The sequence below is a fragment of the Microbacterium sp. NPDC088619 genome, assembly GCF_044752825.1.
Classification (GTDB): Bacteria; Actinomycetota; Actinomycetes; order Actinomycetales; family Microbacteriaceae; genus Microbacterium.
This window is the reverse complement of sequence record NZ_JBIVLZ010000001.1, coordinates 910,949-937,255: the sequence shown is the minus strand read 5'-3', so window position 1 is coordinate 937,255 and position 26,307 is coordinate 910,949. Positions and strand designations below refer to the sequence as shown.

At 67.9% G+C, this 26,307-nt stretch carries 29 protein-coding genes; 16 read left to right on the top strand and 13 right to left on the bottom strand.

The features are described 5' to 3' along the window. Positions 1–12 precede the first annotated feature (12 nt). The gene (locus ACIP5T_RS04865) at positions 13–1,533 is read right to left on the bottom strand and encodes an ABC transporter substrate-binding protein (protein WP_400861024.1); all 1,521 of its coding nucleotides are present in this window, start codon (positions 1,531–1,533) and stop codon (positions 13–15) included. A 93-nt stretch (positions 1,534–1,626) separates the two neighbouring features. Next, entirely contained in the window at positions 1,627–2,553 is a 927-nt protein-coding gene (locus ACIP5T_RS04860) for an alpha/beta fold hydrolase (RefSeq protein WP_400861022.1), read from the bottom strand. Positions 2,554–2,724: 171 nt separating this feature from the next. Here ACIP5T_RS04860 and ACIP5T_RS04855 point away from each other — a divergent pair, with 171 nt between their 5' ends. The 3 genes from ACIP5T_RS04855 to ACIP5T_RS04845 are packed head-to-tail and all read left to right on the top strand — an operon-like array spanning position 2,725 to position 4,424. Beyond that, positions 2,725–3,201, top strand: coding sequence for a carboxymuconolactone decarboxylase family protein (locus ACIP5T_RS04855; protein WP_400861020.1), 477 nt, complete (start codon positions 2,725–2,727; stop codon positions 3,199–3,201). Beyond that, positions 3,198–3,920: a tyrosine-protein phosphatase gene (locus tag ACIP5T_RS04850; protein ID WP_400861018.1), complete on the top strand. Its 723-nt coding sequence runs from the start codon at positions 3,198–3,200 to the stop codon at positions 3,918–3,920. The genes ACIP5T_RS04855 and ACIP5T_RS04850 overlap by 4 nt, the downstream gene beginning before the upstream one ends. 33 nt (positions 3,921–3,953) lie before the next feature. After that, entirely contained in the window at positions 3,954–4,424 is a 471-nt protein-coding gene (locus tag ACIP5T_RS04845) for an SIP domain-containing protein (protein ID WP_400861016.1), read from the top strand. Between the two features lie 82 nt (positions 4,425–4,506). Here the strand turns inward: ACIP5T_RS04845 and ACIP5T_RS04840 are convergent, their stop codons facing one another. From ACIP5T_RS04840 to ACIP5T_RS04825, 4 genes are all read right to left on the bottom strand, one after another. Continuing rightward, complete coding sequence (locus ACIP5T_RS04840; RefSeq protein ID WP_400861014.1) at positions 4,507–4,953, bottom strand: Fe-S oxidoreductase; 447 nt, start codon at positions 4,951–4,953, stop codon at positions 4,507–4,509. Continuing rightward, complete coding sequence (locus ACIP5T_RS04835) at positions 4,950–5,753, bottom strand: arginase family protein (protein WP_400861012.1); 804 nt, start codon at positions 5,751–5,753, stop codon at positions 4,950–4,952. Before ACIP5T_RS04835 ends, ACIP5T_RS04840 begins: the two co-directional genes overlap by 4 nt. A 68-nt stretch (positions 5,754–5,821) precedes the next feature. Further along, positions 5,822–6,565 (bottom strand): PspA/IM30 family protein, encoded by a 744-nt coding sequence (locus ACIP5T_RS04830; protein WP_042541884.1) that lies wholly within the window; start codon positions 6,563–6,565, stop codon positions 5,822–5,824. Positions 6,566–6,620: 55 nt separating this feature from the next. Further along, complete coding sequence (locus tag ACIP5T_RS04825) at positions 6,621–8,666, bottom strand: TPM domain-containing protein (RefSeq protein ID WP_400861010.1); 2,046 nt, start codon at positions 8,664–8,666, stop codon at positions 6,621–6,623. Positions 8,667–8,788: 122 nt separating this feature from the next. On the opposite strand from ACIP5T_RS04825, the gene ACIP5T_RS04820 reads away from it, so the two are divergent. The 5 genes from ACIP5T_RS04820 (at position 8,789) to ACIP5T_RS04800 (ending at position 12,848) form a co-directional block, all read left to right on the top strand. Beyond that, on the top strand, positions 8,789–9,628 hold the full coding sequence (locus ACIP5T_RS04820) for a DUF3097 domain-containing protein (RefSeq protein ID WP_400861007.1): 840 nt from the start codon (positions 8,789–8,791) through the stop codon (positions 9,626–9,628). Positions 9,629–9,671: 43 nt separating this feature from the next. Further along, positions 9,672–10,397, top strand: a complete 726-nt coding sequence (trmB, locus tag ACIP5T_RS04815; RefSeq protein ID WP_400861005.1) for a tRNA (guanosine(46)-N7)-methyltransferase TrmB — start codon at positions 9,672–9,674, stop codon at positions 10,395–10,397. Further along, positions 10,394–11,287 carry a CPBP family intramembrane glutamic endopeptidase gene (locus ACIP5T_RS04810; RefSeq protein ID WP_400861002.1) on the top strand — a complete coding sequence of 298 codons (894 nt, stop codon included), beginning with the start codon at positions 10,394–10,396 and terminating at the stop codon, positions 11,285–11,287. The genes trmB and ACIP5T_RS04810 overlap by 4 nt, the downstream gene beginning before the upstream one ends. A gap of 29 nt (positions 11,288–11,316) precedes the next feature. Next, positions 11,317–11,709, top strand: a complete 393-nt coding sequence (locus ACIP5T_RS04805) for a DUF1304 domain-containing protein (protein WP_400861000.1) — start codon at positions 11,317–11,319, stop codon at positions 11,707–11,709. A gap of 62 nt (positions 11,710–11,771) precedes the next feature. Next, positions 11,772–12,848 carry a DNA polymerase IV gene (locus ACIP5T_RS04800; protein ID WP_400860998.1) on the top strand — a complete coding sequence of 359 codons (1,077 nt, stop codon included), beginning with the start codon at positions 11,772–11,774 and terminating at the stop codon, positions 12,846–12,848. An 18-nt stretch (positions 12,849–12,866) separates the two neighbouring features. Here ACIP5T_RS04800 and ACIP5T_RS04795 read toward each other — a convergent pair whose 3' ends face one another. From ACIP5T_RS04795 to ACIP5T_RS04775, 5 genes are all read right to left on the bottom strand, one after another. Beyond that, positions 12,867–13,268: a RidA family protein gene (locus ACIP5T_RS04795; RefSeq protein WP_400860996.1), complete on the bottom strand. Its 402-nt coding sequence runs from the start codon at positions 13,266–13,268 to the stop codon at positions 12,867–12,869. 98 nt (positions 13,269–13,366) lie between these two features. Continuing rightward, positions 13,367–14,344 carry a zinc-binding dehydrogenase gene (locus tag ACIP5T_RS04790; protein ID WP_400860994.1) on the bottom strand — a complete coding sequence of 326 codons (978 nt, stop codon included), beginning with the start codon at positions 14,342–14,344 and terminating at the stop codon, positions 13,367–13,369. A gap of 43 nt (positions 14,345–14,387) precedes the next feature. After that, a complete protein-coding gene (locus tag ACIP5T_RS04785; protein ID WP_400860992.1) occupies positions 14,388–14,810 on the bottom strand; it encodes an organic hydroperoxide resistance protein in 423 nt (140 codons plus the stop codon). A 25-nt stretch (positions 14,811–14,835) separates the two neighbouring features. Further along, a complete protein-coding gene (locus ACIP5T_RS04780) occupies positions 14,836–15,264 on the bottom strand; it encodes a MarR family winged helix-turn-helix transcriptional regulator (protein WP_400860990.1) in 429 nt (142 codons plus the stop codon). 76 nt (positions 15,265–15,340) lie between these two features. Then, positions 15,341–16,054, bottom strand: coding sequence for a GAP family protein (locus ACIP5T_RS04775; RefSeq protein WP_400860988.1), 714 nt, complete (start codon positions 16,052–16,054; stop codon positions 15,341–15,343). A 300-nt stretch (positions 16,055–16,354) separates the two neighbouring features. Between ACIP5T_RS04775 and ACIP5T_RS04770 the strand changes: the two genes are divergently transcribed. Continuing rightward, positions 16,355–18,805, top strand: a complete 2,451-nt coding sequence (locus ACIP5T_RS04770) for a LuxR C-terminal-related transcriptional regulator (RefSeq protein WP_400860986.1) — start codon at positions 16,355–16,357, stop codon at positions 18,803–18,805. A 27-nt stretch (positions 18,806–18,832) separates the two neighbouring features. Here ACIP5T_RS04770 and ACIP5T_RS04765 read toward each other — a convergent pair whose 3' ends face one another. Together ACIP5T_RS04765 and ACIP5T_RS04760 are read right to left on the bottom strand one after the other, a co-directional pair. Then, complete coding sequence (locus tag ACIP5T_RS04765; protein WP_400860984.1) at positions 18,833–19,273, bottom strand: DUF6325 family protein; 441 nt, start codon at positions 19,271–19,273, stop codon at positions 18,833–18,835. Between the two features lie 26 nt (positions 19,274–19,299). Beyond that, complete coding sequence (locus tag ACIP5T_RS04760) at positions 19,300–19,686, bottom strand: SHOCT domain-containing protein (RefSeq protein ID WP_400860982.1); 387 nt, start codon at positions 19,684–19,686, stop codon at positions 19,300–19,302. Between the two features lie 163 nt (positions 19,687–19,849). Between ACIP5T_RS04760 and ACIP5T_RS04755 the strand changes: the two genes are divergently transcribed. The 7 genes from ACIP5T_RS04755 to ACIP5T_RS04725 all read left to right on the top strand — a co-directional run bounded on the left by ACIP5T_RS04755 (position 19,850) and on the right by ACIP5T_RS04725 (position 26,304). After that, on the top strand, positions 19,850–20,947 hold the full coding sequence (locus ACIP5T_RS04755) for an AI-2E family transporter (RefSeq protein WP_400860980.1): 1,098 nt from the start codon (positions 19,850–19,852) through the stop codon (positions 20,945–20,947). Between the two features lie 107 nt (positions 20,948–21,054). Continuing rightward, positions 21,055–22,728 (top strand): SulP family inorganic anion transporter, encoded by a 1,674-nt coding sequence (locus ACIP5T_RS04750; protein WP_400860978.1) that lies wholly within the window; start codon positions 21,055–21,057, stop codon positions 22,726–22,728. Then, complete coding sequence (locus ACIP5T_RS04745) at positions 22,721–23,152, top strand: DUF6325 family protein (protein WP_400860976.1); 432 nt, start codon at positions 22,721–22,723, stop codon at positions 23,150–23,152. The genes ACIP5T_RS04750 and ACIP5T_RS04745 overlap by 8 nt, the downstream gene beginning before the upstream one ends. A gap of 1 nt (position 23,153) precedes the next feature. Then, positions 23,154–23,501, top strand: coding sequence for an SHOCT domain-containing protein (locus ACIP5T_RS04740; protein WP_400860973.1), 348 nt, complete (start codon positions 23,154–23,156; stop codon positions 23,499–23,501). Positions 23,502–23,533: 32 nt separating this feature from the next. Then, complete coding sequence (locus tag ACIP5T_RS04735) at positions 23,534–24,208, top strand: GAP family protein (RefSeq protein WP_400860972.1); 675 nt, start codon at positions 23,534–23,536, stop codon at positions 24,206–24,208. Between the two features lie 25 nt (positions 24,209–24,233). After that, a complete protein-coding gene (locus tag ACIP5T_RS04730; RefSeq protein WP_400860971.1) occupies positions 24,234–25,598 on the top strand; it encodes a hypothetical protein in 1,365 nt (454 codons plus the stop codon). 76 nt (positions 25,599–25,674) lie between these two features. Beyond that, a complete protein-coding gene (locus tag ACIP5T_RS04725; RefSeq protein ID WP_400860970.1) occupies positions 25,675–26,304 on the top strand; it encodes a hypothetical protein in 630 nt (209 codons plus the stop codon). Positions 26,305–26,307: the final 3 nt, after the last annotated feature.

Here is a 26,307-nt window from a genome sequence, read left to right as displayed (position 1 = left end):
AAGTGCGCGTCATCACTTCTCGGTGGCCACGGTGACGCCGGCCAGGTTGATGCGCGAGTTGATCGAGTCCTCGGGGAAGCCCGTGACGAGCGGGCTCACGGCAGTGATCGTCGCACCGTTGTACAGCCAGTCCGCGGCGTGGTCCTCGGAGACGATCCGAGCGGCCTCGGCGAGCAGGGCTGCGGACTTGTCCGGGTCGACCTCGGCCAATGCCTCGGTGTACAGGCCCTGGACCTCGGCGTTGTCGTACCCGAAGTAGTACTCGGGGTTCGCGAAGTTGCCGAAGTCGCGCGGCTCGACGTGCAGCACGAAGCTCAGGTCGTAGTCGTGGTTGGTGTAGACGTCCTCCAGCCAGGCCGGGAACTCGACCGAGTCGACGTCGAGGGTGACTCCGACCTTCTGGAAGTCGGAGATGAGAACCTTCGGAACAGTCGTGCCGTAGAAGTTCGGGATCGTCAGGGTGAGCTCGAGATCTTCCTGCCCGGCTTCGGCGAGCAGTTCCTTGGCCTTCTCGGGGTCGTAGGAGATGACGTCGGAGAGGTCCTCGTAACCGGGATCCAGCTCGGGGATCGGTCCATAGAGGGTGGAGCCCGCGCCGACGGCCTCGACGAGAGCCTCGTGGTCGATCGCGAGACGCAGTGCTTCGCGCACCCGGACGTCATCGAGGGGCGCCTTGGCGTTGTTGAACGCGAGCGTCGCCTTGTCGGTGGTCCGGCCGGTCGTGAGCGAGAAGTCACCGGACTCCTCGAGCTGCGGGGCGAGATTCGGATCCACCGCCGTGAGGACCTGTACACCGCCGTCGAGAGCCGTGTTCACCCCTGCCGTGAAGTCGGGGATGTACTGGAACTCGACCTCGGCGACCCCTGCCGGCTCGCCCCAGTAGGCCTCGTTGCGGGCGAAGGTGATGGCGCTGCCCTTGTTCCATCGCGTCAGGGTGAACGGCCCCGTGCCGTTCTCGGCGGTCTTGAGATCGGTCGTGTCTCCGGTCTGGAACACGAGGCCGGCAGGACCCGTCAACGAGAACAGGAAGTTCTGGTTCGGCTCCGTCAGCACGATCTGCACGGTGGTCGGGTCCGGCGCTGTGATCGACGCCACCGAGGTGAACTCGGCATTGCCCTGCAGCGTGGGGTCCGTGCGCACGGCCTCGTACGAGGCGACGACATCGGCGGAGGTGAGCGCGGTACCGCTGTGGAAGGTGATGCCGTCGTTCAGGGTGAACGTGTAGGTGAGTCCGTCTTCGGAGACCTCGTAGTCGGAGGCGAGCCGCGGCACGATCTCGTTCTCCTGCGTCCGGCTGATGAGACCCTCGTAGATGTTGTCGATCAGGATCTGCTCCAGCGCGGCGCCGCTGGTGTGACGGATGTCGAGGTTCGTGGGCTCCAGAACGAGGCCCACCTGGAGCGTCGCGTCGGGATCAGGCTCTCCGGCCGGTTCGGTGGTCTCCGGCTCTGCGGCACCTGCGCAGGCGGTGAGGACGATGGCGCTCGCCGCGATCGCGGAGATCAGCGCGAGTCGTCGCGTACGTCGGAACATGGGTTGTTTCCTCTCGGTGCGGCAGTTGCTGTGTGCCGTTGGATCGAGCCTAGGGATGTGTCGGGCGGTGAGGGCGGAATGTGGAACGGAACGTCACATTCCGCGAGGTGGAAGGGACGAGGAGATCAGCGACGCCAGTTCGGCGGGCGCCGTCTCCTGAACATTGTGGGTGGCCTGGATGGCGGTGACGCGTGCATGCGGCAGGCGCTCGCCGAACTCCTGCGCATCCGCCTCGCTCACGAAGCCGTCGATTGCCCGGACCAGGGTCACCGGGGCCGTCGTCTCCGCGAGATCCTGCCATCCGGTGGTGTGGAGCGGGGACGGCGCCGAGACGTCGCCACGGTCGTGCGCGGCCAGCGTCTGAGCGGCCAGGTGCGCGAAGTGGTGCTTCCACTCGACACGGCCGTCGTCACGCACACGGGTGTTCAGGAACACGCCGCGCTCGGTGTCGGATCGGGCGCCTCCGAACCCGAAGGAGATCGCGCGATCGACGAGCTCGTCGCGGGTCTCGAAATCGGTCGGGCCCGCGTAGAACTCCCGCAGGGCGGCCGGTCCGGCAGAGGTGTCGATGCCAGGGGTGATGTCGACGACGATCAGCTCCGAGACGAGGTCGGGGCGGGCTGCAGCGAGGGCGGCGCCGGTGAGGCCGCCGAGCGACTGGCCGACGACCAGCTGTGTGCCATCGGTCCAGGCGTCGAGTGCTGCTGCGACGTCGATCGCGAGCGTGCGAGGGGTGTAGTCCACGTCGCTGCGCCACGACGAGTCGCCGTGCCCGGCGAGGTCGATCGCGAGCACCGGCTGCTGCAGTGCGAGCACCGTCGTGTCCCACGTGTGGGCGTTGAGACCGGCACCGTGCAGCAGCGTGACGCGGGGCGTCTCGTCGCCGAACAACAGCGCGCTGACATGACGGCCATCGGGGAGTGGCAGGGTCACTCGTCGGACGGGCGGCACGGGGACCCCCATCGCCTGCGCCTGTGCGGGAAGATAGTTGAACTCGTTGGTGTCGTTCGCCACCTGCATATTCTGCTCTGCTTTCCGGGTGCTGCGGAAATGCGAGGTCAATTTGTGAAGCGAGAACGCCGCTACGGCGCACAGAACGCTCATGAGAGCGCCTACTTGCTTATTGTTCTGCATTCACGGCCACTCGCATCAACTCGCCGGGACGAGTGCATTTCGGAATATCATTGAGGCATGAGCGAGACCCGAGTGCATCTCTCCAAGACCGAGCCAGCGGCCTATCAGGCGCTCGACGCGTTCGCCCGCACGGTCGGGGACATCTGCGCCGCGAACGGCATCGACGATCGGATCAAGGAGATCGTGATGATCCACTCCTCGCAGCTGAACGGATGCAGCTACTGCACACGTCTGCACGTCGACAGGGCGCTGAAAGCCGGCATCGACACGGACACGCTCATGCAGATCGCGACATGGCGTGAGAGCGATGTCTTCAGCGACCGCGAGGAGGCTGCGCTCGAGCTCGCCGAGGCCTTCACGTTCATCTCCGAGGAGGGCATCTCCGACGAGGTCTACGACCGTGTCGGCGGTGTCTTCACAGAGAAGGAGTACGCGGCTCTGAGCTGGGCCTGCGTCTCGATCAACGCCTTCAACAGGGTCGTCATCGCCGGTCGATACCCTGTTCCGCCGCGTGCCCCGCAGGCGCAGGCATGAGCGTCCTCGAGATCGACGGCGTCAACAACTTCCGCGACGTCGGCGGGCTCCCCGCTGGCGGCGGGCGGATCCGCTCGGGGATGCTGCTGCGCTCCGGCCAGCTCTCCGCCGCCACCACGGCCGGTGTGAATGAGGTTCGTCGTCGTGTCGCCCACATCGTCGACCTCCGCGACGGTGAGGAGGTCGCCGCGGAGCCGACCGAGATCGAGGGACCGGACACCACCCACCTTCCGCTCTTCCTCGGTTCCGTGCGTTCGTTCTTCGAGACCGACACGAGTCTGGAAGACCTCTATCTGCATCTTCTGGAGGAGAGCGGCGAGCGGCTCGTCGCCGCCATCCGCATCATCGCGGCCGGAGAGCCGACCCTGGTTCACTGCACCGTCGGCAAGGACCGCACCGGGGTGACGGTAGCCCTCGCGCTCGCAGCAGTGGGTGCCGATCGTGAAGCGATCGTCGAGGACTACGCCCTCACCGAGTCGCTGCTCCCTGCCGAGCGATCGCACCGGATCGCCGCATACCTGAGGTCGCAGCATCCGCAGGCGGTGCACGCCGTCGCGTTGGCCACGCAGTCTCCTGCGCCGGTCATGAGGGCTCTGCTCGAGCAGGTCGACGAGCGGTGGGGCTCTGCCGCCGGCTATCTGCGCGCGAACGGAATGACGGATCAGGAGCTCGCTGCTCTCCGGTCGGCGCTCGTGGAAGAAGTCGTCGAGCAAGGTTAGGCAACCCTTCACGTGCTGTATGATTGTTGAATCATGGAGACCTTCGTCGAGACTCGCAGCACGCGTGCCGAGCGCCGCGCCGCACGTCGTCGCGCTCACCACCTGGTCACTGCCGACGAGCATTCGCTCGTCGAACTCGAGGTCTTCCTCTCGACTCTGCCGCTGTGCGCATCGGGCCGGATCTTCATCGAGGTCGCGGACGCGTCGGACATCGGCGTGATCGAGGCCCCCGGACGCATGACGGTCACCTGGCTCGCACGAGCTCAACGATCGGGTGCACCCGGAACGGGCCGCGCCTGCGCTCCTGGTCAGGCGCTCGCGCGAGCGACCTGCGCCTGGGCTGATGAGATGCTCTGCGACGACGAGCTCGAGACGCACATCACCCTGTTGGGCGGATACCTCGGCACTGCCGACATCGTCGAGCACCTGACGGACACCCTCGACATCCAGCCCGCTCAGATCCACGCGCCCGAGCGGTTCGGACTTCTGCCCCTCGAGCGCTGAGGGCTCTGCGCTTCCAAGGCGGAGGGCTCTGCCCCCCCTAAAGCGAGGGCTCCGCTCGTCTACGGCGGAAGGCTCTGGCCGACTACGGCGCAGACCTGCTGCGGCGGACGTAGTTGCCGTCTTCGAGGCCCGCCTCGATCTCGAAGCGGTTGCGCAGCGGGTCCCGACCCGCGAAGAGATAGAGCACCGGGAGCAGGAAGCCGTAACGCAGCCACTGTGCTTTGTGCACGGCCTCATGTCGCAGCATCGCGTCGCTCGGACGCGTGTCTCCGGTGAGGAAGCAACCGCCCACGCAGACCCCACCGCGATTGAACGTCCATTTCGGCATCCCGCGGAACACCCAGAGTCCCGCTCGTCGCTCGACGGGGCCGGTGCTCCACAGTGAGCCCCAGATCCAGCCGACGGCCGTGCCCCACCAATAGCCGATCCGGCTGATGGGCGAACGGAGGAGGAACGCGGGGATCCGTCGGTCGAGTCGTCGACCGCGGGCCAGGGCGAGCTCGGCGGCCGGACGCCAGTCAGCAGTCATGCGACTGCACCGACGAGACGAAGCAGCGCGCCGAGATCATCGACCGCATCGGCAGGCGACCGAGGGGCGAACCCCGCGATGGTGGCGCCTGCCAGCGGCACGCGTGCCCGCAGCGCGCGGATCGCTGCGCTCAGAGCTGCGGGCGCGAGTCCGAACGGGGCAGGAGAGGAGACTCCGGCGATCTCGGCGGGGTCGAGCACATCGACATCGATATGCACCCACACGCGGCGTGCGCCTGTCGCCTCGACCGCGTCGGCCAGGGCATCGGGCGACTCGAGATCTTCGACGGAGAGCTGTGTCAGGCCGTCCAGAGCGGTGAGCTCGGCATCATCGAGGTTGCGCATGCCCACCGTGACCACTCGATCACGGGGAATCCCGGGCGTCACGGCGAGCTGAGTCTCGCCCTCGCCGAGCACCGCGCGGAGCGCCATACCCGAGAAGGCGCCGGAGGGCGAGGTGTCGGGCGTGTGCATATCGGCGTGAGCGTCGCACCACACGACGGCGAGGTCGTCTGTCCCACCCGGCAGAGCCGCCAGGGCCGCGACCGTCACGCTGCAATCGCCGCCGATGATCACCGTGTCGGCCGACATGCTCGCATCGACGAGCTCCCTGGTGCGCATGAGTGCGCTGAGGCGGCGAACGCCCGTGCCCAGAGACTCGCCTGCCTCCACCGGCACATCGAGCACGGTGGTCGCCGCACGCGGAAGGTCACCGGCGATCGCCGAGGCGCCGTCGACGAGAAGCATCGCGCGGGCGGCGGGGGAGCCCTGCCACTGCGGGACGACGAGGAAACGCACCATGGGTGCCTCCAGCTGAGAAAGAGGAGCGGGTGCCTCGGACACGAGGATCCGAGGCACCCGCAGGTGTGTCAGGAGCCTTCGATGGCCTGGCGAGGGGCGGAGCCGCCCGCCTTCAGCTCGGCGAGACGAGCTTCGACCTCGGTGAGCTCACCGAGGTCCTCGAGGCTCTCGAACTGCGCGTCGAGGCTCGATGCCGCGAGTTCGATCTTGCCCTGCGCAAGAGCCTCCTGGCGGCGGACCTTGTCTTCGAAACGGCCCAGCTCGCTGGTGGGGTCGAGGACGTTGATCGAGGAGACCGCGTCCTGCACCTTCGTCTGCGCCTCGGCGACCTTCGCGCGGGCGAGCAGCTCGCTGCGCTTGTTCTTCAGCTCGCCGAGCTTGTCCTTCATGCCGTTGAGGCCGGACTTGAGCTTGTCGACGATCTCGGTCTGTGCGGCGATCTGGGGCTCTGCCCCGGTCGCCTCCCGCTCGGCGCTGATCTGGCGCTGGAGAGCGATCTTCGCGAGGTTGTCGAACTTGTCGGCGTCTGCGGCATCGCCCTTGGTGCGCATCTCGTCGGCCTTGCGGCTCGCCGCGAGCGCCTTGTTGCCCCACTCGGTGGCCGCCTGGACGTCTTCTTCGTGGTCGCGCTCCAGCAGACGCAGGTTGCCGATGGTCTCGGCGATGGCCGACTCGGCGTCGGCGATGCTGTTCGTGTAGTCGCGAACGAGCTGGTCGATCATCTTCTGCGGGTCTTCCGCAGAGTCCAGAAGCGAGTTGATGTTCGCGCGGACAAGGGTCGAGATACGTCCGAAGATGGACTGCTTGGTCATGCGTGGTTCCTTTCAGAGGGTCGGACTCGATGTCTGGGGTCGATAGATGTGCGGTTCAGAAGCGTCGCCCTCCCGAACGGCCGCTGCGGCCACTGGAGCGGCTGCCGCCTCCTCCGCCGAAACCGGAGCTGCGGAAGCCACCGCCTCCGCTGGATCGCCAGCTGCTGCTGCGGGAGGACCCGCCGCCGCCTCCGCCGCCGGAGAGCAGGCCGCCGATGATGCCGCCGAGGATGTCTCCTCCGAGGCCGGATCCGCCGGAGCTCGAGCCGCCGAAGATGCTGCCGCCTCCGCCCCATCCGTCGTTCTGGTACCGGCTCGGGTTCATCGCCTCGACGTCGGCCTGAGCGGACGACGTGGCCTGGCGGACGAGGTCGAGTGAGCGCCCGGCCTCGGTGAGCGCCGCTTCGGGGTCGGATGCGCGCAGGTTCAGCGCCTGTGTCAGCGAGGCTTCGGCCTGCGAGAGCCGAGTGCGCGCAGTGGACCCGACCGTGCCGCGGCGGGTCTCGATGAACTCCCGCGCTGCGCGGATCTCCGAGCCGGCCTGGGTCAGTGTCTGCTCGAGCATCTGCTGTGCTCGGCGGGCGCGCTCTGCGGCCTGCGTGCCCTGGGCGATCGCGGCATCGATCTGCGCATTCGCCGCGGTGAGGGCGTCGAGGACCCGCTGGGGGCTCCGAGAGGTGCCGGCGAGACCGGTCTGCGCCTGCTGCAGCTGCTGGACGGTCGCCGCAGCGACGGAGGAGATGGTTCCACCGGAGTCGGGCAGCTGCTGCGCGGCGGCGATGTCGGCCTGCAGCTCTGCGACGAGGGCCTGCGCCCGGGCTTCGATGTCCGTCAGCTCCGCGCCGAGTGCGGTGATCGCGTCGACCAGCTGAGCGGCCTGGGCGATCGACTGCTCGGCCGTGCGGATCGCGAAGGCCGCCTCGCCGGATCTGCCGGCAGCGATCGCCTGAGCTGCGGCCTCGATCGAACGGTCGGCGAGCAGTGCTCGCTCCTGGGCCTGCACAGGGTTGTCGGCGACGGTCGACAGGGCGGTGGCGTCGTAGGTGTCGGCGAGCGCCGACAGAGCGGAGGAGGCGCCGGCGAGAAGAGGGGTGAGCGCTGCCCGCTCGCCCCTGACCCGCTCGAGCTCCTGCGGCGCGTTCTGCTCGAGCTTGCGAAGGGCGTCGAACGCCTCGGTGTTCTCGTCGAGGACGTCGTCGATCTCGTCGCAGATCTGGATGATGCGGATGTGCCAGGCCCGGCGATCGTGGACAGTGTCCTCGATCTCGTCGTCGAGCTTCTGCTTGAGGTCGAAGGCTTCGGACATCTTGGCCTTGGCGGTCTCGACGGCACCGGTGAACGCCGAGGTGGCCGCCTCGCCGAACTGAGCGACGGCGAATCCGAGTTCCTCCCGGCTCGAGGTGATCGCATCGTCGGCCTGCACGAGTGCAGCTCCCGCCTGCGTCTGCACCTGCTCGTCGGTCAGCGTCGAGAACGGATCGTTCGGATCGGGCTTCTCGGGCATGGCCCCGCGCCTGCGGATCTCTGCGTTCCGACGGGAACGGCGCATGAGAGAGACGACGAGCCAGACGATGAGGCCGAGAGCGATGATCCCGACGACGATGAGCGTGGCGCGGAGCGCGCCGGCGCCGCCGTCACCCTGGATCTCGTCGGCGGCGAGGACGATCATGCCCTCCCAGTCCTCCTGCGCAGCCAGGCCCTGGATCTTGTCTTCCACGTCGTCGAGCTTGCTGTCGCTGAGCGGACCGTCGGGTGCGGCAGAGATGTAGTAGCTGCGCCCGTCCACCGCGATGGCGAGGAGGTACTGCTCGGAGCCCAGGTTGTTGTTCTCGGCGACCGTGTCGGCCCACTGAGCGTTGTCGGTCGGCGAGGTGAAATCGTCGACGAGGACGACGAAGAGATCGGAGGAGGAGTTGTCGCTGAGCGTCTGAAGCCGAGCCTCGACGGCATCCTCTTCGCTCGCACTGAGCACGTCGGCGTCGTCGGTCACGTATCCCGAGTCGAGCGTGACCGGATCGGTCGCAGACGCAGCCGAGACGGAGAAGGCTCCTGCGGCTGCTGCCGCGGTCATTGCGGCCAGCGCCAGCCACCGTGTCTTCATCGTGTTCCCTCCGACCGGCAGCCGAGCCCCATGGCACGAGTCTATGCACTGAGGCCGACACGCGACAGCTTCCGAGCGGGGATGACCGTTCGCCCTCAGCGGAGACACATACGCTGGATGGCATGGACGACAGGTACGGATCGGATGTGCTCGCGGCTGGTTGGCGGGAGCGCGCGGCGAAGCCGGTGCCCCAGATCCCGGCCGAGCTCGATCTCGTCGTCGAGGTCGCGCAGGACGGATTCTGCGGAGCGGTCACTCGGGTGCAGGGCGGCAACGTCGAGCTCGAGGACCGGGTAGGACGCAAGCGCCTCTTCCCCCTCGGCGGCGGATTCCTGATCGACGGATCGCCGGTGCGGCTCACCCCTCCCGCGGCGAAGGAGCAGGGGCTCCGCCGCACGGCATCCGGATCCTTCGTGGCCGCCGACCAGCGGGCGAGGGTCGCTCTGCCCAGCCGTATCCTCGTGGAGGGCAAGCACGACGCCGAGCTCGTCGAGAAGGTGTGGGGAGCCGACCTGCGGGTCGAGGGCGTGGTCGTCGAGTTCCTGCAGGGAGTCGATCTGCTCGACGACCTGCTCGCTGCGGAGCCACCCAGCGCGTCACGCCGCTACGGCGTGCTGGTGGATCATCTCGTTCCCGGTTCGAAGGAGTCGCGCATCGCGGATGCCGTGGCACGAGGTCCGCACGGGAAGCACGTGCGGATCGTCGGTCACCCCTTCGTGGACGTCTGGCAGTGCGTCACACCTCGGGCTCTGGGTATCGCGAAATGGCCCGAGATCCCTCGGGGAACGGACTGGAAGACCGGAATCTGCCGAGCATTCGGGTGGCCATACGAAACGCAGGCCGACACGGGGCGGGCGTGGCAGCACATCCTGTCGAAGGTGCACACCTACCGGGACCTCGAGCCCGCGCTGCTGGGCCGGGTGGAAGAGCTGATCGACTTCGTGACGGCACCAGCGCCCTGAGCCGCGGTCGGTGGCGTTCCTCGTCGCCGACTACCCTGGAAACATGCCCGAACCCCGCACCTTCCGCGACGAACCGGTCTCGTTCGTGCGCCGCAGCGGCCGGATGTCCGACGCCCAGGAGCGGGCGTTCGAAGAGCTCGGACCGCATTACCTCCTCGACGTTCCTCGCGATGTCGCCTGGACCTCGGTGCATCCCGAGGCGCGCCTCGATCCTTCCGTGGAATACGGGCGCGATGCCGATCTGTACGTCGAGATCGGGTCCGGTCAAGGTCACGCGATCGTCGCCGCGGCATCGTCGCGTCCCGCTGACGACTTCCTCGCGGTCGAGGTCTTCCGCGCCGGCCTCGCCCGGACGATGCTCGATGCCGACCGCGAGGGCGCTCGCAACGTGCGGGTGGTCGAGGCGAACGCTCCGGAGGTGCTCTCGTCGTACCTGCCCGAGGCTGCTGCTGCGGAGGTCTGGATCTTCTTCCCCGACCCCTGGCACAAGAAGAAGCACACGAAACGGCGCCTCGTCCGCCAGGGGTTCGGCGACACCGCCGCCCGTGCGCTTCGCGACGGAGGCCTGCTCCGGCTCGCGACCGACTGGGAGGACTACGCCCTGCAGATGCGCGAGGTGCTGGACGCGGAGCCGCTGTTCGAGCGCGCTTTCGACGGTGAATGGGCGGAGCGGTTCGACGGACGAGTGATGACGGCCTTCGAGCGCAAGGGGATCGCCAAGGGGCGCGACATCCGCGATCTCGTGTATCGGCGGAAGTCGCGCGCGTGACCGCGGGGCAGCGCACATCGACGACGGTGCCCGCTCTCGTGCCCGCGCTGCTCGTGTGTGCGGCGGCACCGGCCTTCTTCGTGGTGCAGATCGCCTGGCTCGGCTGGGTGCTGCTCGCGCTCGGCGTCGGTGGTGCGTGGCTCGTCGAACGACGGGTGCCCTCGCCGCCGGATCAGACGGTGAGCGTCGGCGTGCGGCCCGAGAGTGCTCGCGTGATCGGAGTGAGTCGTCAGCCCTCGCTCACCCGTGACCTCTCGCTGATCGCCCTCGGCATGCTCATCGTGAGCGTCATCCCGTTGGCGGCGGAGCTGGACAACCTCGCGATGCTGCGATTCACGCTGGCGCTCGGCGGGGCGGTCGCGGTGCCGTACGTCGTCTCCCGCTTCGTCTTCCGAGACCGCGCGATCGGCTTTCCCTGGCGTGCGCACCGGCGGTGGGGGCGCCTGCAGTGGGGCTGGCTGGTGGCGGTCCTCGTGCTCGGCTGGTTGATCCTGCCCTTCTACTTCATCACGAGCGGCGTCTACCAGAACTGGCCGGTCGTCGACTCACCCGAACTCATCGCGCGCCTGTTCGTCGGCGTCGGAGCGGTCGGGATCTGGGACGAGCTGTTCTTCATCTGCACCGTCTTCGCACTGCTGCGCCGGCACTTCCCCGATGCGCTCGCCAACGTGCTGCAGATGATCGTGTTCGTCTCCTTCCTGTGGGAGCTCGGCTACCGCGAGTGGGGTCCGCTGCTCACGATCCCGTTCGCCCTCCTGCAGGGCTTCATCTTCGTGCGGACGCACTCGCTCGCGTACGTCGTGACCGTGCATCTGCTGTTCGACGCCGTCGTGTTCGCCGTGCTCGTGCACGCGCACAACCCGGGGCTGCTGCCGATCTTCCTGATCTGACGGCACGCGCGGGTCGATACGATCGAGTCATGCTCATCGTCGGACTCGTCCTCGCCGCGGCCGCTGCCGCCTTCCACGTCTTCATCTTCGCGCTCGAATCGCTCAGGTGGACGGAGCCCGAGACGAGGAAGATCTTCGGAGTCGCCAGTGAGGCCGACGCGGTCACCATGAAGGCCCTCGCATTCAACCAGGGCTTCTACAACCTGTTCCTCGCGCTCACCGCGCTGCTCGGTGTGGGTTTCGTGATCATCGGCCTCACCACGATCGGGCTGACCCTGGTCTTCGCCGGCACGGGGATGATGCTCGCCGCCGCGCTGGTGCTCGTGCTCTCGGATCCGAGCAAGCTGCGTGCGGCCGCGATGCAGGGCACCCTGCCGCTGCTCGCCGTGATCGCGACGGCGATCGGCGTCTCGATCGGCTGACGTCCGCGCGCTGATGGTGTCCGAGGGGTGACTTCCCGCCCGACTCGGGCCACACTCGTTGCATGAGCGACTGGGTTCTGCACGTGGACATGGACCAGTTCATCGCTGCCGTCGAGGTGCTGCGCAGGCCTGAGCTCGCCGGGCTCCCCGTGATCGTCGGCGGCAGAGGGGATCCGACGGAGCGCGCCGTCGTGTCGACGGCGTCGTACGAGGCGCGCGAGTTCGGCATCGGATCCGGGATGCCGTTGAAGATCGCGGCACGCAAGGCCCCGGAGAACGCTGTCTTCCTGCCGGTGGATCATGACGCCTACGAGGCGGCATCGACCGAGGTGATGTCGACGCTGCGCACGCTGCCAGGGGCGGTGCTCGAGGTCATCGGCTGGGACGAGTGCTTCCTCGGCGTCACGACGGACGACCCTGAGGGGGTGGCGCGCATCGCTCAGAGCGCTGTGCTGGAGTCGACCGGGCTGCACTGCTCGGTCGGGATCGGCGACAACAAGGTGCGCGCCAAGATCGCCACCGAGTTCGGCAAGCCCCGAGGCGTGTTCCGACTCACCGCCGAGAACTGGTTCGCGGTGATGGGTGCACGGCCGACGCGGGACCTGTGGGGTGTCGGCCCGAAGGTGCAGAAGAGGCTCGCCGCCCACGGCATCACGACCGTGCGCGAGCTCGCTGACGCGGAGGAGGGGCAGCTCATCGCGGAGTTCGGACCGCGGATGGGCGTCTGGTATCACGGGCTCGGTTCTGGCCTCGGACCTGCCGTGGTCGACGACACCCCCTGGGTGGCGCGCAGTCATAGCCGTGAGACGACGTTTCAGCAGAACCTCACGACGGCTGCGGAGGTGGAGGCGGCGCTGGTCGAGTTGGCAGGGCATGCCTTCGAGGACTGCGCCGCCGAAGGGCGGCCGGTCGTCCGCGTGCATTTGAAGGTGCGGTACGCGCCCTTCGACTCCAGGACGTTCGGTAGAAAGCTGTCAGAGCCGGCGAACGAGCGCGCCGCGGTCGTCGACGCGGCTCTCGCCCTCGGGGCCACTCTCGATCGCGACCGGGAGGTGCGACTGCTCGGCGTTCGTGCCGAGATGGCGATGCCGGACGGTGGTGACTCGACCGAGCGGACACCGGTGCGGGGCAGGATCTGAGCCGCTGATCCGGGGATGTCAGCCGTGGATGACAGCGGCGATGGCGCTCACCTCGATCAGTGCGCCTGGCACGCCCAGTCCGGCCACGAGCGCAGCGGTCACCAGGGGAGGTGCGCCATCGCGTGCGAGCGTCGACGCGACGGCGCCGTAGGCAGCACGGAGATCGGCATCCTGGTGGATGTAGATGGTCCAGCTGATGACGTCTTCGAGGCTCGCGCCCGCTGACTCGAGGGCGATGCGGGCGTTCTGGACGGCTCGGAGCGACTGCTCGGCGGCATCCGTCGAGACGAGTGCGCCGGTCTCATCGACGCCGTTCTGGCCGCCGACGTGGATCGTCGTGGCCCCAGGAGGGATGACGGCGACGTGACTGAAGGCGGGGCTCACGACGAGTCCTGCCGGCTGTGCGAGTGTGATCTCCATGTGCAGAGTCTGCACCTGGGCGCCGACATCCGCACCGAGTTCGGCGGCTGACCACCAGGCGAGCGCGAGGCTGTGGCGATGGTGGTCAGCCGCTCGACTCAGAACTGCAGGAGCACCTTGCCCACACGGCCGGCGGTGTTGCTCGCACGCACAGCGTCAGCCGCATCGGCGGCGTCGAAGACGCCGGCGACAGGCAGGGTCAGGGTGCCGTCGCTGACACGCTGGATGAGTTCGCCGAACAGGGCGCCGCGTGTGGCGGCATCCATCGTCTGAATGACCTTGCTGCCCCAGAACCCCTTCACGGTGGCCTGCTTGAAGATCACGTCGCCGGATGCGATCTCCATGGTGGGGGAGTTCATCGCGCCGAAGGCCACGAGCGTGCCGCCTTCGCCGAGGAGCGACAGCACGTCGCCCGCCGACGAGCCGCCCACCGAGTCGATGCCGAAGGCGACGTGCGCACCGCCGGTGATCTCGGCGACCTGCTCGCGCCAGCCGTCCTGGTCGGTCGCCACGACGTTCTCGATGCCCTGCTCGCGCAGTTCGTCGACGCCGGCCGCGCGGCGGACCAGACCGATGACGTTCACGCCACGAGCAGCACCGAGCTGGGCAAGCATGCGACCGACCGCGCCGTTCGCCGCGTTCTGCACGATCCAATCGCCCTTCTCGGCGCCGAGGAACTGCAGCAGGCTGATGGTGCTGAAGGGCATCGAGACCAACTGCGCGGCGCTCTCGTCGCTCAGCGACTCCGGCACGGGGATGAGTCCGGCTGCGTCGGCGACGACGTACTCGGCCCAGGCGCCGAACGTGCCGCCCGTGGCGACGCGCTGACCGACGGAGAGGTTCTCGACGCCTTCGCCCAGCGCATCCACGATGCCGAGCGCCTCGGTGCCGGATGCCGCCGGGAGCTCGGGCTTGAAGCCGTAGGTGCCTCGGATGGTCCAGAGGTCGTGGTTGTGGATGGGGGAGAGGGCGATCCGCAGACGGACCTGGCCGGGCCCGGGGTCCGGAGTCGGACGCTCGGTGACGGTGAGTACCTGCTCGGGATCGCCGAACGTGTCGTGAGTGAGGGCGCGCATGATGTTCTCCTTGTGGGATCGGTCGTGGGGATGTTCGAGGGGATCAGTCGTCGGTGACGGTGATCGTGACGTCGATGTTGCCGCGAGTCGCGTTGGAGTACGGGCAGACCTGGTGGGCTGCATCCGCGAGCGACTGCGCCTGCTCATGAGGCAGGTCGGGGAGGACGACCTCGAGCTGCACGGCCAGGCCGAAGCCGCCGTCGCCGTTGGATCCGATCTGCACGCGGGCGCCGACCGACGAGTCGGCGATCTTCACCTTCTGCGCACGGGCGACGGTCTGCAGCGCGGAGTGGAAGCACGCGGCGTAGCCGGCGGCGAACAGCTGCTCGGGGTTGGCTCCGTCCCCGCTGCCTCCCATCTCCTTCGGGATCGCGAGGTCGAGGTCGAGTCGGCCCTCGCCCGTGGTGACGCGGCCGTTGCGGCCTGCTCCGGTGGCGAGTGCTTCGGCGGTGTAGAGAGCGTCCATCGTGTGGATTCCTTCCGGGTTGTGGTCAGTCGGTGTGCTGCAGCCGTGTGGTGAGCTGCTGCAGCTCGGTGATCAGGCGGTGACGCTGGTCGTCGTCCTGCATGCCGGCGAGGGCCGCGACCTTGGTGTGAACGGGTGCGACTTCGGTGCGCAGCGCCGTGCCGGCGTCTGTCAGCTGCACCATGACGACGCGCTCATCGGTCGAGCTGCGGACACGGGCCACGTAGCCGGCCTGTTCGAGCCGCCGCACGAGCGGCGACAGCGTGCCCGAATCGAGTTGCATGGCGTCGCCCAGTGAACCGATGGTCTGCTCGCCCTCCATCCACAGGATGGCGAGCACGAGGTACTGCGGGTAGGTCAGCCCCCAGGGCGCGAGGAGGGCGCGGTACGCCTGCGTCGTCGCGCGGGCGGCGGAGTACAGCGAGAAGCACACCATCTCATCGGTCACGGCCATGACTCAAGTATTGCACGCAATTAGATCGTGCACAATTTAATGGCGGCAGACCCGGCGAGACGACGCACGACCTCATTCACAGCAGCCCCGAGATGCCCTTCTGCAGCTGAAGGGCGCCGATCACCAGCAGCAGAGCGGCGTTCATCACGTGGGTGTTCCCGGCGACCCAGCGGCGGGCGGCGTCGAGCATCGGCTGAGAGCTCTCGCCTCGGATCGCGACGTAGAACACCGGCACGGCGATCGGAAGCGTGCCGACGACGATGAATGCCAGAGCGACCCAGACGGCATCGCCGCCGATCTGCGCGAGAGAGATGTCGAGCGCGGCGATGATGGCGCAGGACGCGTCGACGGGGTTGAGCACGAAGAGCGCGAGGCCGAGGAACCCGGTGCGCACGGGACGGAAGGTCTCGACCGCATGCAGCCACCCCGGGAGCTGCGGCGCGGCCGCGACCACCTGCTGCGGAGAGGATGCGGCGGCCATCTGACGGATTCGCGCGGAGCCTCTGCGATACACCCACACGGCGGCGCCCACGAGGAAGAGTCCGATGAGGAGGCGGAGGATCGGCACCCAGAGCGGCGGTTCGCGGAGCCCGTGCACCTCGAAGACGCCGAACAGCCAGAGCGCCAGCGCGAGGAGACCGGCGAGACCGACGACCCACCCGATCAGGAACGCGATGCCGTTCGCACTCGCCCGTCGAGACAGCAGCACGGCGACCAAGGCCATGATCGCCAGCGGGCTGAGCACGACTCCGAGCGCGACGGGGATGAGAGTGATCAGCAGCTCACTCATGGCCGCCCTCATCCGTCATCGAGAACCCCCTGCGCACGAACTGACGTGCTGGTCTCAGAGTGCACCGACGGCGGCGTGAATGGTGGGTCTCTCACCCCATGCGGGTGAGGTCCTGCCGCGAGTGTCGATGTGGGAGCGCTCCTACGCGGTGACATGACGACTGAGAGACGGCCCCTTGTCCGATATACCGGCCATCGCTAGGTTGAGGGCATGGCCTCCCCCACGCGCCTGTCTCGTCCTGTACCCGCTGTGCGTTTCCGCCCTCCGGAACGACAACCGGGAGGCGTGCGGCGAGCGCGTGTGAACGATGCACTGATCGACGCGGCGACGGGACGACAGCTCAGCGTCGTCAGCGCTCCGAGCGGATACGGCAAGACGACGGCGGTCGCCGAATGGGCATCCGGCACAGACGAGCTCTCCTGGCTCGCGCTCACTCCGTCGGATGCTGAACCCGGGTTCCTCGCGCAGGGAGTGGTCGATGCGCTGATCGTCGGCAGTGAGAGAGCGGGCCGCTCCCTTGCGCTCACACGCGGCCTCGTCGACCCCATGCGCGCCTACGCCGAAATCTGCGACGGGCTCGATGCGGTCGACGCTCTCGTGCACCTCGTCATCGACGACGCGCAGCGCGCGGGTGAGCACTGGCGAGACGGACTGCTCGGACTGCTGGCCGATCAGCCGCCGGACAATCTCCACCTGGTGCTCGTGGGGACGACCCTTCTGGACATCACGCTGTCAAGGGAGCATCTGATGGACCCCGGCGCGTTCGTCGGACCCGACACTCTGCGCTTCACGCGGTCCGAGATCGAGCGGATCGCGGGCGTGGGGGCGATGGGGCTGGACGCGGAGACCATCCTCCGCGAGACGCACGGATGGCCCATCGCCGTCAAACTCGTGGCGATCGGGGGAGCGCGGCCGTCATCCGATGCCGCGACGGCATCCGCGTTCCTCGGCGACTACGTGCGCGACCACGTGCTCAGCGCTCTTTCGCAGGAGACCGTCGAGTTCGTGCTCGACGCCGCCATCTGCCATGAGCTCACTCCCGAGCTGGCGAGCGCCGTGACAGGTCGCGCCGACGCAGGGTCGCTTCTCGACGACTGCGTCAGGCTGGGGCTCTTCCTCGATCGGTTCGAAGGACCCCACGGTGTCGTCTACCGCTGGCACGGCTCGTTCGCCCGTCAGTGCATCGAGATCGCCCGCAAGGATCCGAAGCGCAACGCCGAGCGCCACAGACGCGTCGCGCGGTTCCTGGAGCTCACCGACCCGCTGATCTCGGTCGCCCATTCGCTGCGTGCGCAGGATCCGGACCGGGCCAGGGCGACATTCATGAGCCAGTGGATGCGGTTGGTCATGGGCGCGCACGCGGCTGAGGTCGAGCGCGTCGCCACCGTCCTTCTCGGGCACCACCCGGACGACGCCGAGATCCTCGCCGTGCGCGCGTGTGCGACCGATGTGCTCGGAGAGCACCATCTCGCTCGTGAGCTGATCGATCGTGCCGAGGCCGCTCACACGAGGGCCGGGGGAGGATGCTCCACGACGCTCGCGATCGCGCAGCTCTTCGTCGCCGACGACCGCGAGCACGCCATGTCGGCAGGCTCCACTCTGCGCTCCCTGCTTTCCGGCGCGCAAGAACTCGTGAGCGATCGGGCGGCCGTCAACTATCTGATCGGCTGGTCCGAGATCCGGTATCCAACGAATCCCACGCTCCCCGCGGAGTACTTCGGCGCCGCTGCCAGGGAGATCGAGGGGTCAGGGGACGTGGGGCTGTGGAAGCGAGCACTCGGGCACCTCGCCTTCGGCCAGACCTGGGAGGGCCGCTTCGTGGATGCCGCGAGAACGCTCGCCGAGATCGATGCTCCCGGTCCCGCCCTGTCGGCGGCCGTCGGCTATGCGGGAGGCAGCACAGCGGCAGCGGCCGGTCTCGTCGCCTACTGGGCGGGCGAGACGGACGCCGCTGCGTGCCACTTCGAGACTGTGCTGGCCACCAGCGGTCATGACCCGTCGTTCACGGCGATCGCGCGGATGATGTTGGCATACGCTGCCGCGGAAGGCGGCGAGACGGCGGCATGCCGACGAGCAGCCATCGGGGTTCAGGACATCCCGCTCGAGATGCTCCACGGTGTCTCGTGGCCCGTGTTCCGAGAGTCGGCCATCGCGCTGCTCGAAGAGGCCGTCGGAAACGGCGACCGCGCCCTGCGGATCGCCCGACGACACCTTCCGATCCCCGACCTGCCGCTCATCGGCGTCGCGCTCGCCGGGGTGCTCCGGCGCGGAGGCGATTACGCCGCCGCTCTCGAGATGCTGCGCTCGATGCGGATCTTCGCCGAGGTCTCGTACGTCAAGTCGTCGACCTTGATCACCGCGGCAGTCATGCGCCGCCATGTCGGCGACCATGACAAGGCCCACGACCTGTGCGAGGCGGCGATTGCGGTGGCATCAGGCGAGAACGTTCGTCTGCCGTTCGGTCCGCGGGAGACGGCCGTCCGCCGACTGTTGAGCGAGCACGTGCATCACGGCACCGAGTTCGAGGACTTCATCGGCCGGTGCCTCGCCTCAGACACCGCAGGCCCCGCGTCGGGCTCTCTGTCGGAGCGAGAGAGAGATGTCTTCCGGCAGCTGCAGACCTCTCGGACCCTCCCCGAGATCGCGCGAGAGCTGGGGCTGTCGATCAACACCGTCAAGACGCACCAGCGTTCGATCTACCGCAAGCTGGAGGTGTCGTCGCGTCGGGAGGCCGTGCGGAGCACACTCTGAGAGGGTGCCGAGCACGCGGGCCGCAGGTCACGTGCGGCGGCGCGCTCGATCCCACACCGCGTTGGCCGTGGACGCAGACACGGAATGCGTGTCGATCAGGGGATGACCGAGACGGGCGAGGTCTGACGAGAGTCGCGCGAACGACACCGCGTCGAGCAGCTCGATCGGCTCGACGAGGACGACTGCCGCCCACGCGCCGAGGGGCAGGTCCATCGCGATGCGCCGGGCGTCGTCCGTGCCGACCAGACCGGCGATCTGCAGCGACAGCCCGGCGAGGGAGAACTCGGACTCGTCGATCTCGGTGAGGTCGTAGCCGCCTTCGGTCCGTCGATGCAGGAGGAAGAAGTCGAGGAGTTGAAGAGTGCCGGCTTCGACCTGGCGCAGCAGAGCCTCGAGCAACCCCGGACTGGGGCGGTCGGAGCCGATCCTCACGACGAGGATCTGCACATCCCCGAGATCGCGAGTCATCGGTCCGACCACCCCAGTCCTGGGCGTCAGGCCAGGGCCCGAGCCTTGATCGACGCGAACTCCGCCTCGGTGATCGTGCCCGCGGCCAGGAGCCTGGCCGCCTTGTCGATCTCGTCACTCGGGCTGCTGCCGGCGACGCTGCGGATGTAGCTGTCGGCCGCGTGCTGCTGCGCCTGCATGGACGAGACGTTGCGCTCTGCCATGCCGGGGCCGCGGGCGATCAGGTAGACCAGTGCGGTGAGGAAGGGCACGAAGATCAGGAAGATGATCCACAGCGCCTTGAGCCATCCGTTCAGCGCGTGGTCGCGGAAGAGGTCGGCGATGATGTTGAAGAGCACCATCAGGTAGGAGATGAATACGAAAGCCCAGAAGAACCACCAGATGATGGCCCAGAAGCTATCCCATATGGACATTGCAGACTCCTCTCGTTGAGTTTCTGTCTGTGGTGATATTGGCACCGCGGATCACCGAAGTCGCCGCGCCCTCACCCGGAGCGGGCGAGCGGCCATCCGGGCCGTCCGGACGCCTCGGTACAGTCCTCGTGTGGACCAGACGGAACGGCAGGATCCAGCGGCCGTGCCAGCGAACGCATCGCGGTGGGGCCGACTGCAGCGAGTGCTGCCTGCGCATCCGCTGCGCTCCGGTTTCGCGGTGGCTCTCGGTGTGCTCCTGGCGATGGCGCTCGCCGCGACCATCGCAGGCATCTCGACGGTCCTCATGTCGATCTTCCTCGGTGTGTTCCTCGCGCTCGGGCTCGACCCGGCCGTGCGCGCTCTGGAGCGTCGCGGCGTGCGCCGACCGATCGGGGTCGCGATCGTCGCCGTCGCGTTCCTGCTCCTCGTCGTCGTGATCCTCCTGGTCGTGGTTCCGGCCACGGTCCGTCAGCTCGCAGCGGTGGTCGTCGGCGCGCCTGAGGCGATCGACTCGATGCAGCAGAGTGAGTGGTATCTCGATCTCGAACGCAACCTGGGCGTGGATCTCTCGGCGGTGATCGCCGAGGGGCTGCATTCGCTCACGACCCTGTCGTCGTTCCTGACGATCTCGGGGGGAGTGCTCAAAGCGGGGTTCGGTGTCATCGGTGCGGTGTCGAGCTTCGTGATGGTGTCGGTGCTGACGCTCTACTTCGTCGCGTCGCTCGAGAGCATCAAGGCGGCGGCTGCTCGACTCGTTCCCGCCTATCGACGAGCGACCTTCTCGAGACTGCTCGACGAGGTGACGTCGTCGGTGGGCGGCGTGGTCGCCGGGGGAGTCACACTGTCGTCCATCAATGCGGCCGTGGTGCTCGTGCTGCAGCTCGTCGTGGGGTCGCCGGCGCCCGTGGTGCTGGCGATCGTGGCGTTCTTCATCACGCTGGTGCCGATGATCGGCTCGCTGGTCTTCCTCGTGATCGGCGGAGTCGCCACGCTCTTCGTCAGTCCGATAGCCGCCCTGATCTTCGTCATCGCGTACTTCGTCTACATCCAGATCGAGGCCTATATCGTCACCCCGAGGGTGATGGGTCGAGCGGCGGCGGTTCCGAGCGTGCTCGTGATCATCGGGGCGATGATCGGAGCGACGCTGCTGGGCCTCCTCGGCGCACTCGTCGCGATCCCGATCACGGCGTCGATCCTGATCATCGTCCGCCAGGTGTGGATCCCGCGCCAGGACAGCGAGACATCGCCTCCACTGGAGTGATCGACGCCCTTCACCCGCTTGGGGTGAGTGGCGACGTCGTGGTCGCGGCGCCGATGTCAGCATGGGCACATCGCCCGCACCGAGGGCGCGAGCACGGAGGTGACGAGGTGCAGAGACCGCTGGTCGGCGTCACACGTCGGAATCTCGTGAGCGAACTGCTCGCCGGCGTGACCCTCCTCGCGATCGCGATCCCTCTCAACATCGGCTACGCGCAGATCGCCGGTCTGCCCGCGACCGCCGGGCTCTATGCACTGGTGGTCCCGACGATCGTCTACGTGCTCGTCGTGTCTTCCCGACAGCTCGTGGCGTCGCCCGATGCGGCGGCAGCCGCGCTCGTCGCCTCCTCGATCGGAGGCCTCGCCGCGGCCGGGTCCGACGACTACGTCACCATGGCCCTCGCGCAGGCGATCATCTGCGGCGTCATGTTCGTGCTGCTCGCCGTCTTCAAGCTGGGGTTCCTCGCGAACTTCCTCTCGAAGCCGATCCTGGTCGGATTCGTCGGCGGCCTCGCCCTCGACATCCTCGTCTCGCAGATCGCCAAGATGCTCGGTGTCTCGATCGATTCCGGTGGAGAGTTCGTCGACAAGGTGGCCGGGCTCATCGGCGGACTCGGAACCACGAACCCGTGGTCGCTCGCGATATCCGCGGCATCCGTCGCGGTTCTCATCCTCGGGCGGCGGCTGTTGAGAGCGGTGCCCTGGGCGCTCGTCGTGATGGTGGTCGCCACCGTGCTGGTGCTCGGCACCGGGCTCGCGGATCGCGGCGTCGCCGTCCTCGGCGAGGTGCCTGCGGGCGCACCGACCCTCACCTGGCCCGTGCTCGACTGGCAGACCTGGCTGCTGCTCGTCCCGTCGGCGATGGCGCTCACTCTCGTGACGACGGCCGAGGGGCTTCTCGTCTCCCGCTCGTACGGCGAGAAGCGGCACTACCGCACGTCTCCGAACCGCGATCTCCTCGCGTTCGGGGTCGCGAACATCGCCGCCGGGGCACAGGGCAGTTTCGCGGTCGGATCGTCGACCAGCCGCACCGCGGCGATGGACCAGTCGGGTTCGCGCACCCAGCTGCCCTCGCTGGTCCTCGCCGCCGGGACCCTGCTTCTGCTGCTGTTCGGCACCGGGCTCCTCGAGGACATCCCGTCTCCGGCCATCGGGGCCATCGTCGGGGTGGCGATCCTCCCGCTGCTGGGCATCAAGGAATTCGCAGCGCTGTGGCGCATCGATCGCTTCGAGTTCGCCATCGGCGCCGTGTGCTTCCTCGTGACGCTGTTCGTCGGCTCGATCCCCGGCATCCTCATCGCCTTCGTGCTCGCCCTCATCAACCTGGCCCGACGCGCATCGAGCCCGGCGATCGATGTGCTCGCCGACGACGACCGGCCGACGGCTTCGCTCCTCGACGCCGCGCAGCCGGGCACGATGACGGCACCAGGGATCGTCGTCGTGCGTATGGCGGCGCCGCTGTTCTTCGCGAACGCGGATGCCTTCGCGACCGCCGTGCGATCGGCGGTCGAGGCACCAGGGCCGGGAGCTGTGCGCCACGTCGTGATCGACATGGAGGCGGTCACGGACGCCGATGTCACAGCTGCGGAGTCGTTCGAGAGCCTCATGGAATCGATGCGCTCCCACGGTGTCACCGTGTCGTTCAGCCGCCTGCGCGCCACGGCAGTCGACCGTCTGAAGAGACTGGGCATCCTCGACGACCAGAGGGTCTTCGACACCAATCGTGCGGCGATCGAAGAGCTCAGCGAGCACGCGCCGTCAGAGAGAGGAACACGAGATGAATGATTTCCGCTACGGACCCGTGGAGTACTACCTCGTCGGGTTCGAGGGGAGGCATCCGGATCCGAGCATCTTCGGAGCACTGGACGACCTCATAGGCGCGGGGACGGTGCGGTTGCTCGACATCGTCGTCCTGGCCAAGTCCGACGACGGCGAGATCGAGATCTTCGACCTCGAAGACGGCGATCTTCCCGGCCTCAACGAACTCGAGCCGCTCGCAGCCGGACTGGCCGGCGACGAGGACATCGAGACGCTCGCCGAGACCGTGCCCCCGGGGAGCTCGGCGGCCATCGTCGTGCTCGAGCTCGCGTTCGCGCGGACGCTGGCCGAGAACCTCGCACGAGCGGGAGGAGAGGTGCTGCGGACCGACCGCATCCCCGCTCCCGTCGTCAACGCCATGATGGACATCCTCGAGCAGGAAGGAGAGTGACATGCCACTGAGGAGATTCGGCCGTCCGGGACTGATCGGACTCGCCGCGAGAACAGCAGTCGTCGCAGGCACCGCATCCGCGGTGTCCGGCGCATCGATGCGTCACCAGCAGCAGAGAGCGGAGGGACAGTACGAGCAGCAGCAGTACGAGGCGGCGCAGCAGCAGGCGCAGATCGACGCGGCAGCCCAGAACGCCGCGGCTCAGTATGCTCCGGCAGCTCCTGCGGCTCCGGCCGCCGGAGGCGCGGACGACATGATCGCCAAGATCCAGCAGCTGGCGTCGCTTCGTGACTCCGGCGTGCTGTCGGAAGAGGAGTTCGCCGCAGCGAAGCAGAAGCTGCTGGCCTAGTCGGTGGGGCGGGGCGAGGAGAGGGAGGCGTCATGGGTCAGGTGATCGGTCAGCTGCTGCCGCTCGCGGTGGGAATCGCGATCAGCCCGCTGCCGGTGATAGCCGGCATCCTGATGCTGATGTCTCCGCGCGCGCGGTCGACGGGCGTCGGGTTCCTCGTCGGATGGCTCGGGGGGATCGTGATCGTGGCAGTGCTCTTCGCCGCACTCTCATCGATCCTTCCCGAGCAGTCCGGTGATGAGGCCACCCCGATTCTGGGTGTCGTGCAGCTCGCTCTCGGTGTGCTGATGCTGCTCATGGCCGTTCGCCAGTGGCGGGGCAGACCGAAGCCGGGCGCGCAGCCGGAGATGCCGAAGTGGATGCGTCAGATCGACGGGATGACGTTCTTCACGGCTCTCGGACTCGGACTGCTGCTCGCGGCTCTGAACCCCAAGAACCTGCTGCTCGGAGCCAGTGCAGGCGTGACTCTGGGCGGCGCAGGGCTCGGTGTCGGAGACATGGTCGTCGTGGTGGTGATCTACACGATCCTCGCGTCGTCGACGGTGTTGATCCCGGTCGTCGGATTCCTGCTCGCGTCGGAGCGCCTGCGCGCGCCGCTGGGCAGACTGCGCGACTGGCTGCAGGCGGAGAACGCCGTCATCATGACGGTGCTGCTACTTGTGCTGGGTGTGGTGATCATCGGCAAGGGCATCGCCGCCTTCGGGTGAGCGACGCAGAACGGAGGGGACTCGGATGAGTGAACTGGATGAGCTCCGCGAGCGCGTCGTCGCGCTCGAACGGGAGAACGACGAACTCCGCACGCCGAAGAAGCGACGATTCCGAGCGAAGAGCGTCGTCGGTGCGATCCTGCTCGTGCTGGCGGTGGTGCTCGCGCCCGTCGCCGCGATGGGGACCTGGGCTCGACTGCAGCTGGTCGACACCGAGCGTTTCGTCGCGACATTCGCCCCGCTCGCGTCCGATCCGGATGTGCAGGATTTCGTTGCCGATCAGGTGACCACCGCGATAGACGAGCAGGTCGACATCTCGGCGGTCGTCGGCGAGGTGTTCGACGGCATCCGGTCGCTCGGGCTTCCGCCGCGCGCCGACACGGCGATCTCGCTGCTCGAGGGCCCCGCCGCGAACGGCGCGATCTCGCTGATCGACGGAGTGGTGCGCGATGTGGTGCGATCAGACCAGTTCGCCGACATCTGGACGCAGTCGCTGCGCTTCACCCATGAGCGGGCCACGGCGATCATCCAGAACGCACCGGGCACGGCGGTGCAGCTCGGCGACGACGGCGCGGTCACGATCGAACTCGGAGTGGTGATCGACCGGGTCAAAGAGGCGATGTCGGAGCGCGGGATCGGCCTCGCCGACGTGATCCCCGAGATCGACAGGTCGATTCCCATCGCCCAGGCGGATGCCCTCGCGCTGGTGCGCACGGTGTACCAGGTCGCGGACATCGGCGGTTTCTGGTTGCCGTGGCTCGTGCTCGGCCTCTTCGTCGCCGGTGTGCTGCTGATGCGCGATCGTCCCCGAGCTCTGTTCTGGTCGAGCGCAGGTTTCGCTCTCGTATTCCTGCTGCTCACGGCGGGCATGGGCATCGGGCGAGGTGTGTTCATCCGCGCGGTGAGCCCATCGATCATGTCGGCCGCGGCGGCGACCGCGCTGTTCGAACAGCTCACGTCGCTCCTTGCGGGAACGATCGCCGCGCTCGCCCTCGTCGGTGTGCTCATCGCGATCTGGGCGTGGCTCGCAGGCTCGGGTCGAACGGCGGTCGCTTTCAGGGGTCTCCTCGAGAGCGGGTTCTCGGCCGTGCGCGGTGCAGCCGAGCGGCGGGGCCTCACGACCGGTGCCTTCGGTCGAGGGGTGGACCGCTTCCGAGGTCCGATCTTCCTCGTCGGTGCGCTCGCGGCGATGACGCTGCTGATCGTCACGAGGCCGGTCTCCTTCGGGGCGGTCATCGGAGTCGGAGTGGGCCTGCTGGTTCTCGCGATCCTCATCGAGCTGCTGCGGCGGCCGGAGGGGGACGCGGAGGCGGAGGTACCGGCACGTGATCCGCGCGAGGAACGGTTACCGGAGCCTATGACGGAGCCTGCTCCGGATGCCGTGAGCTAGCCCGGCCTCGGCGGCACTCACCCTCGACGGGTGAGCGCCGCTGCATTCGACACGGATCAACGCAGAAGATGGGCGCATGACGGACGATTCGACACCCGAACGCACGAGAGCCACGCGGATCCTCGACGTCGTCACGGTCGTCCTGCTCTCGATCACGGCGGTCGTCACGGCATGGTGCGGATTTGAGGCGTCGAAGTGGGGCGGCGAGATGTCGATCGCCTTCAGCCAGGCATCCAGTGCCCGGGTGCAGGCGGCGTCGGCCCAGTCGACCGCCCAGGCCGCGCGTCAGTACGACCTCACCATCTACACCGAGTGGGTGCTGGCGGAGGCGGACGGCAGGCAGGAGTTGGTGCAGTTCATCGAGCAGCGGTTCACCCCCGAGTTCACGATCGCGTTCGACGCCTGGATCGCTGAAGACCGCGAATCGCAGGGGCCGTTCGTGATGGAGGAGTACGTGCCCCCGGGCACGAGGGAGGCCGAGGAGCTCAACGCGCGAGCCGACGCGAAATTCGACGAGGCCCTCGCCAACAACCAGCGCGGCGACGACTATTCGCTGCTGACGGTGCTGTTCGCCCTGGTGCTGTTCTTCGCCGCACTGTCGCAGCACCAGAGCGCGGTCTGGCGGCGCAGGACATTCCTCGCACTCAGCGGTGTGATCGCCCTCGTGGGGCTCGTGATCCTGCTGACGTTCCCGATCAAGATCTGACTC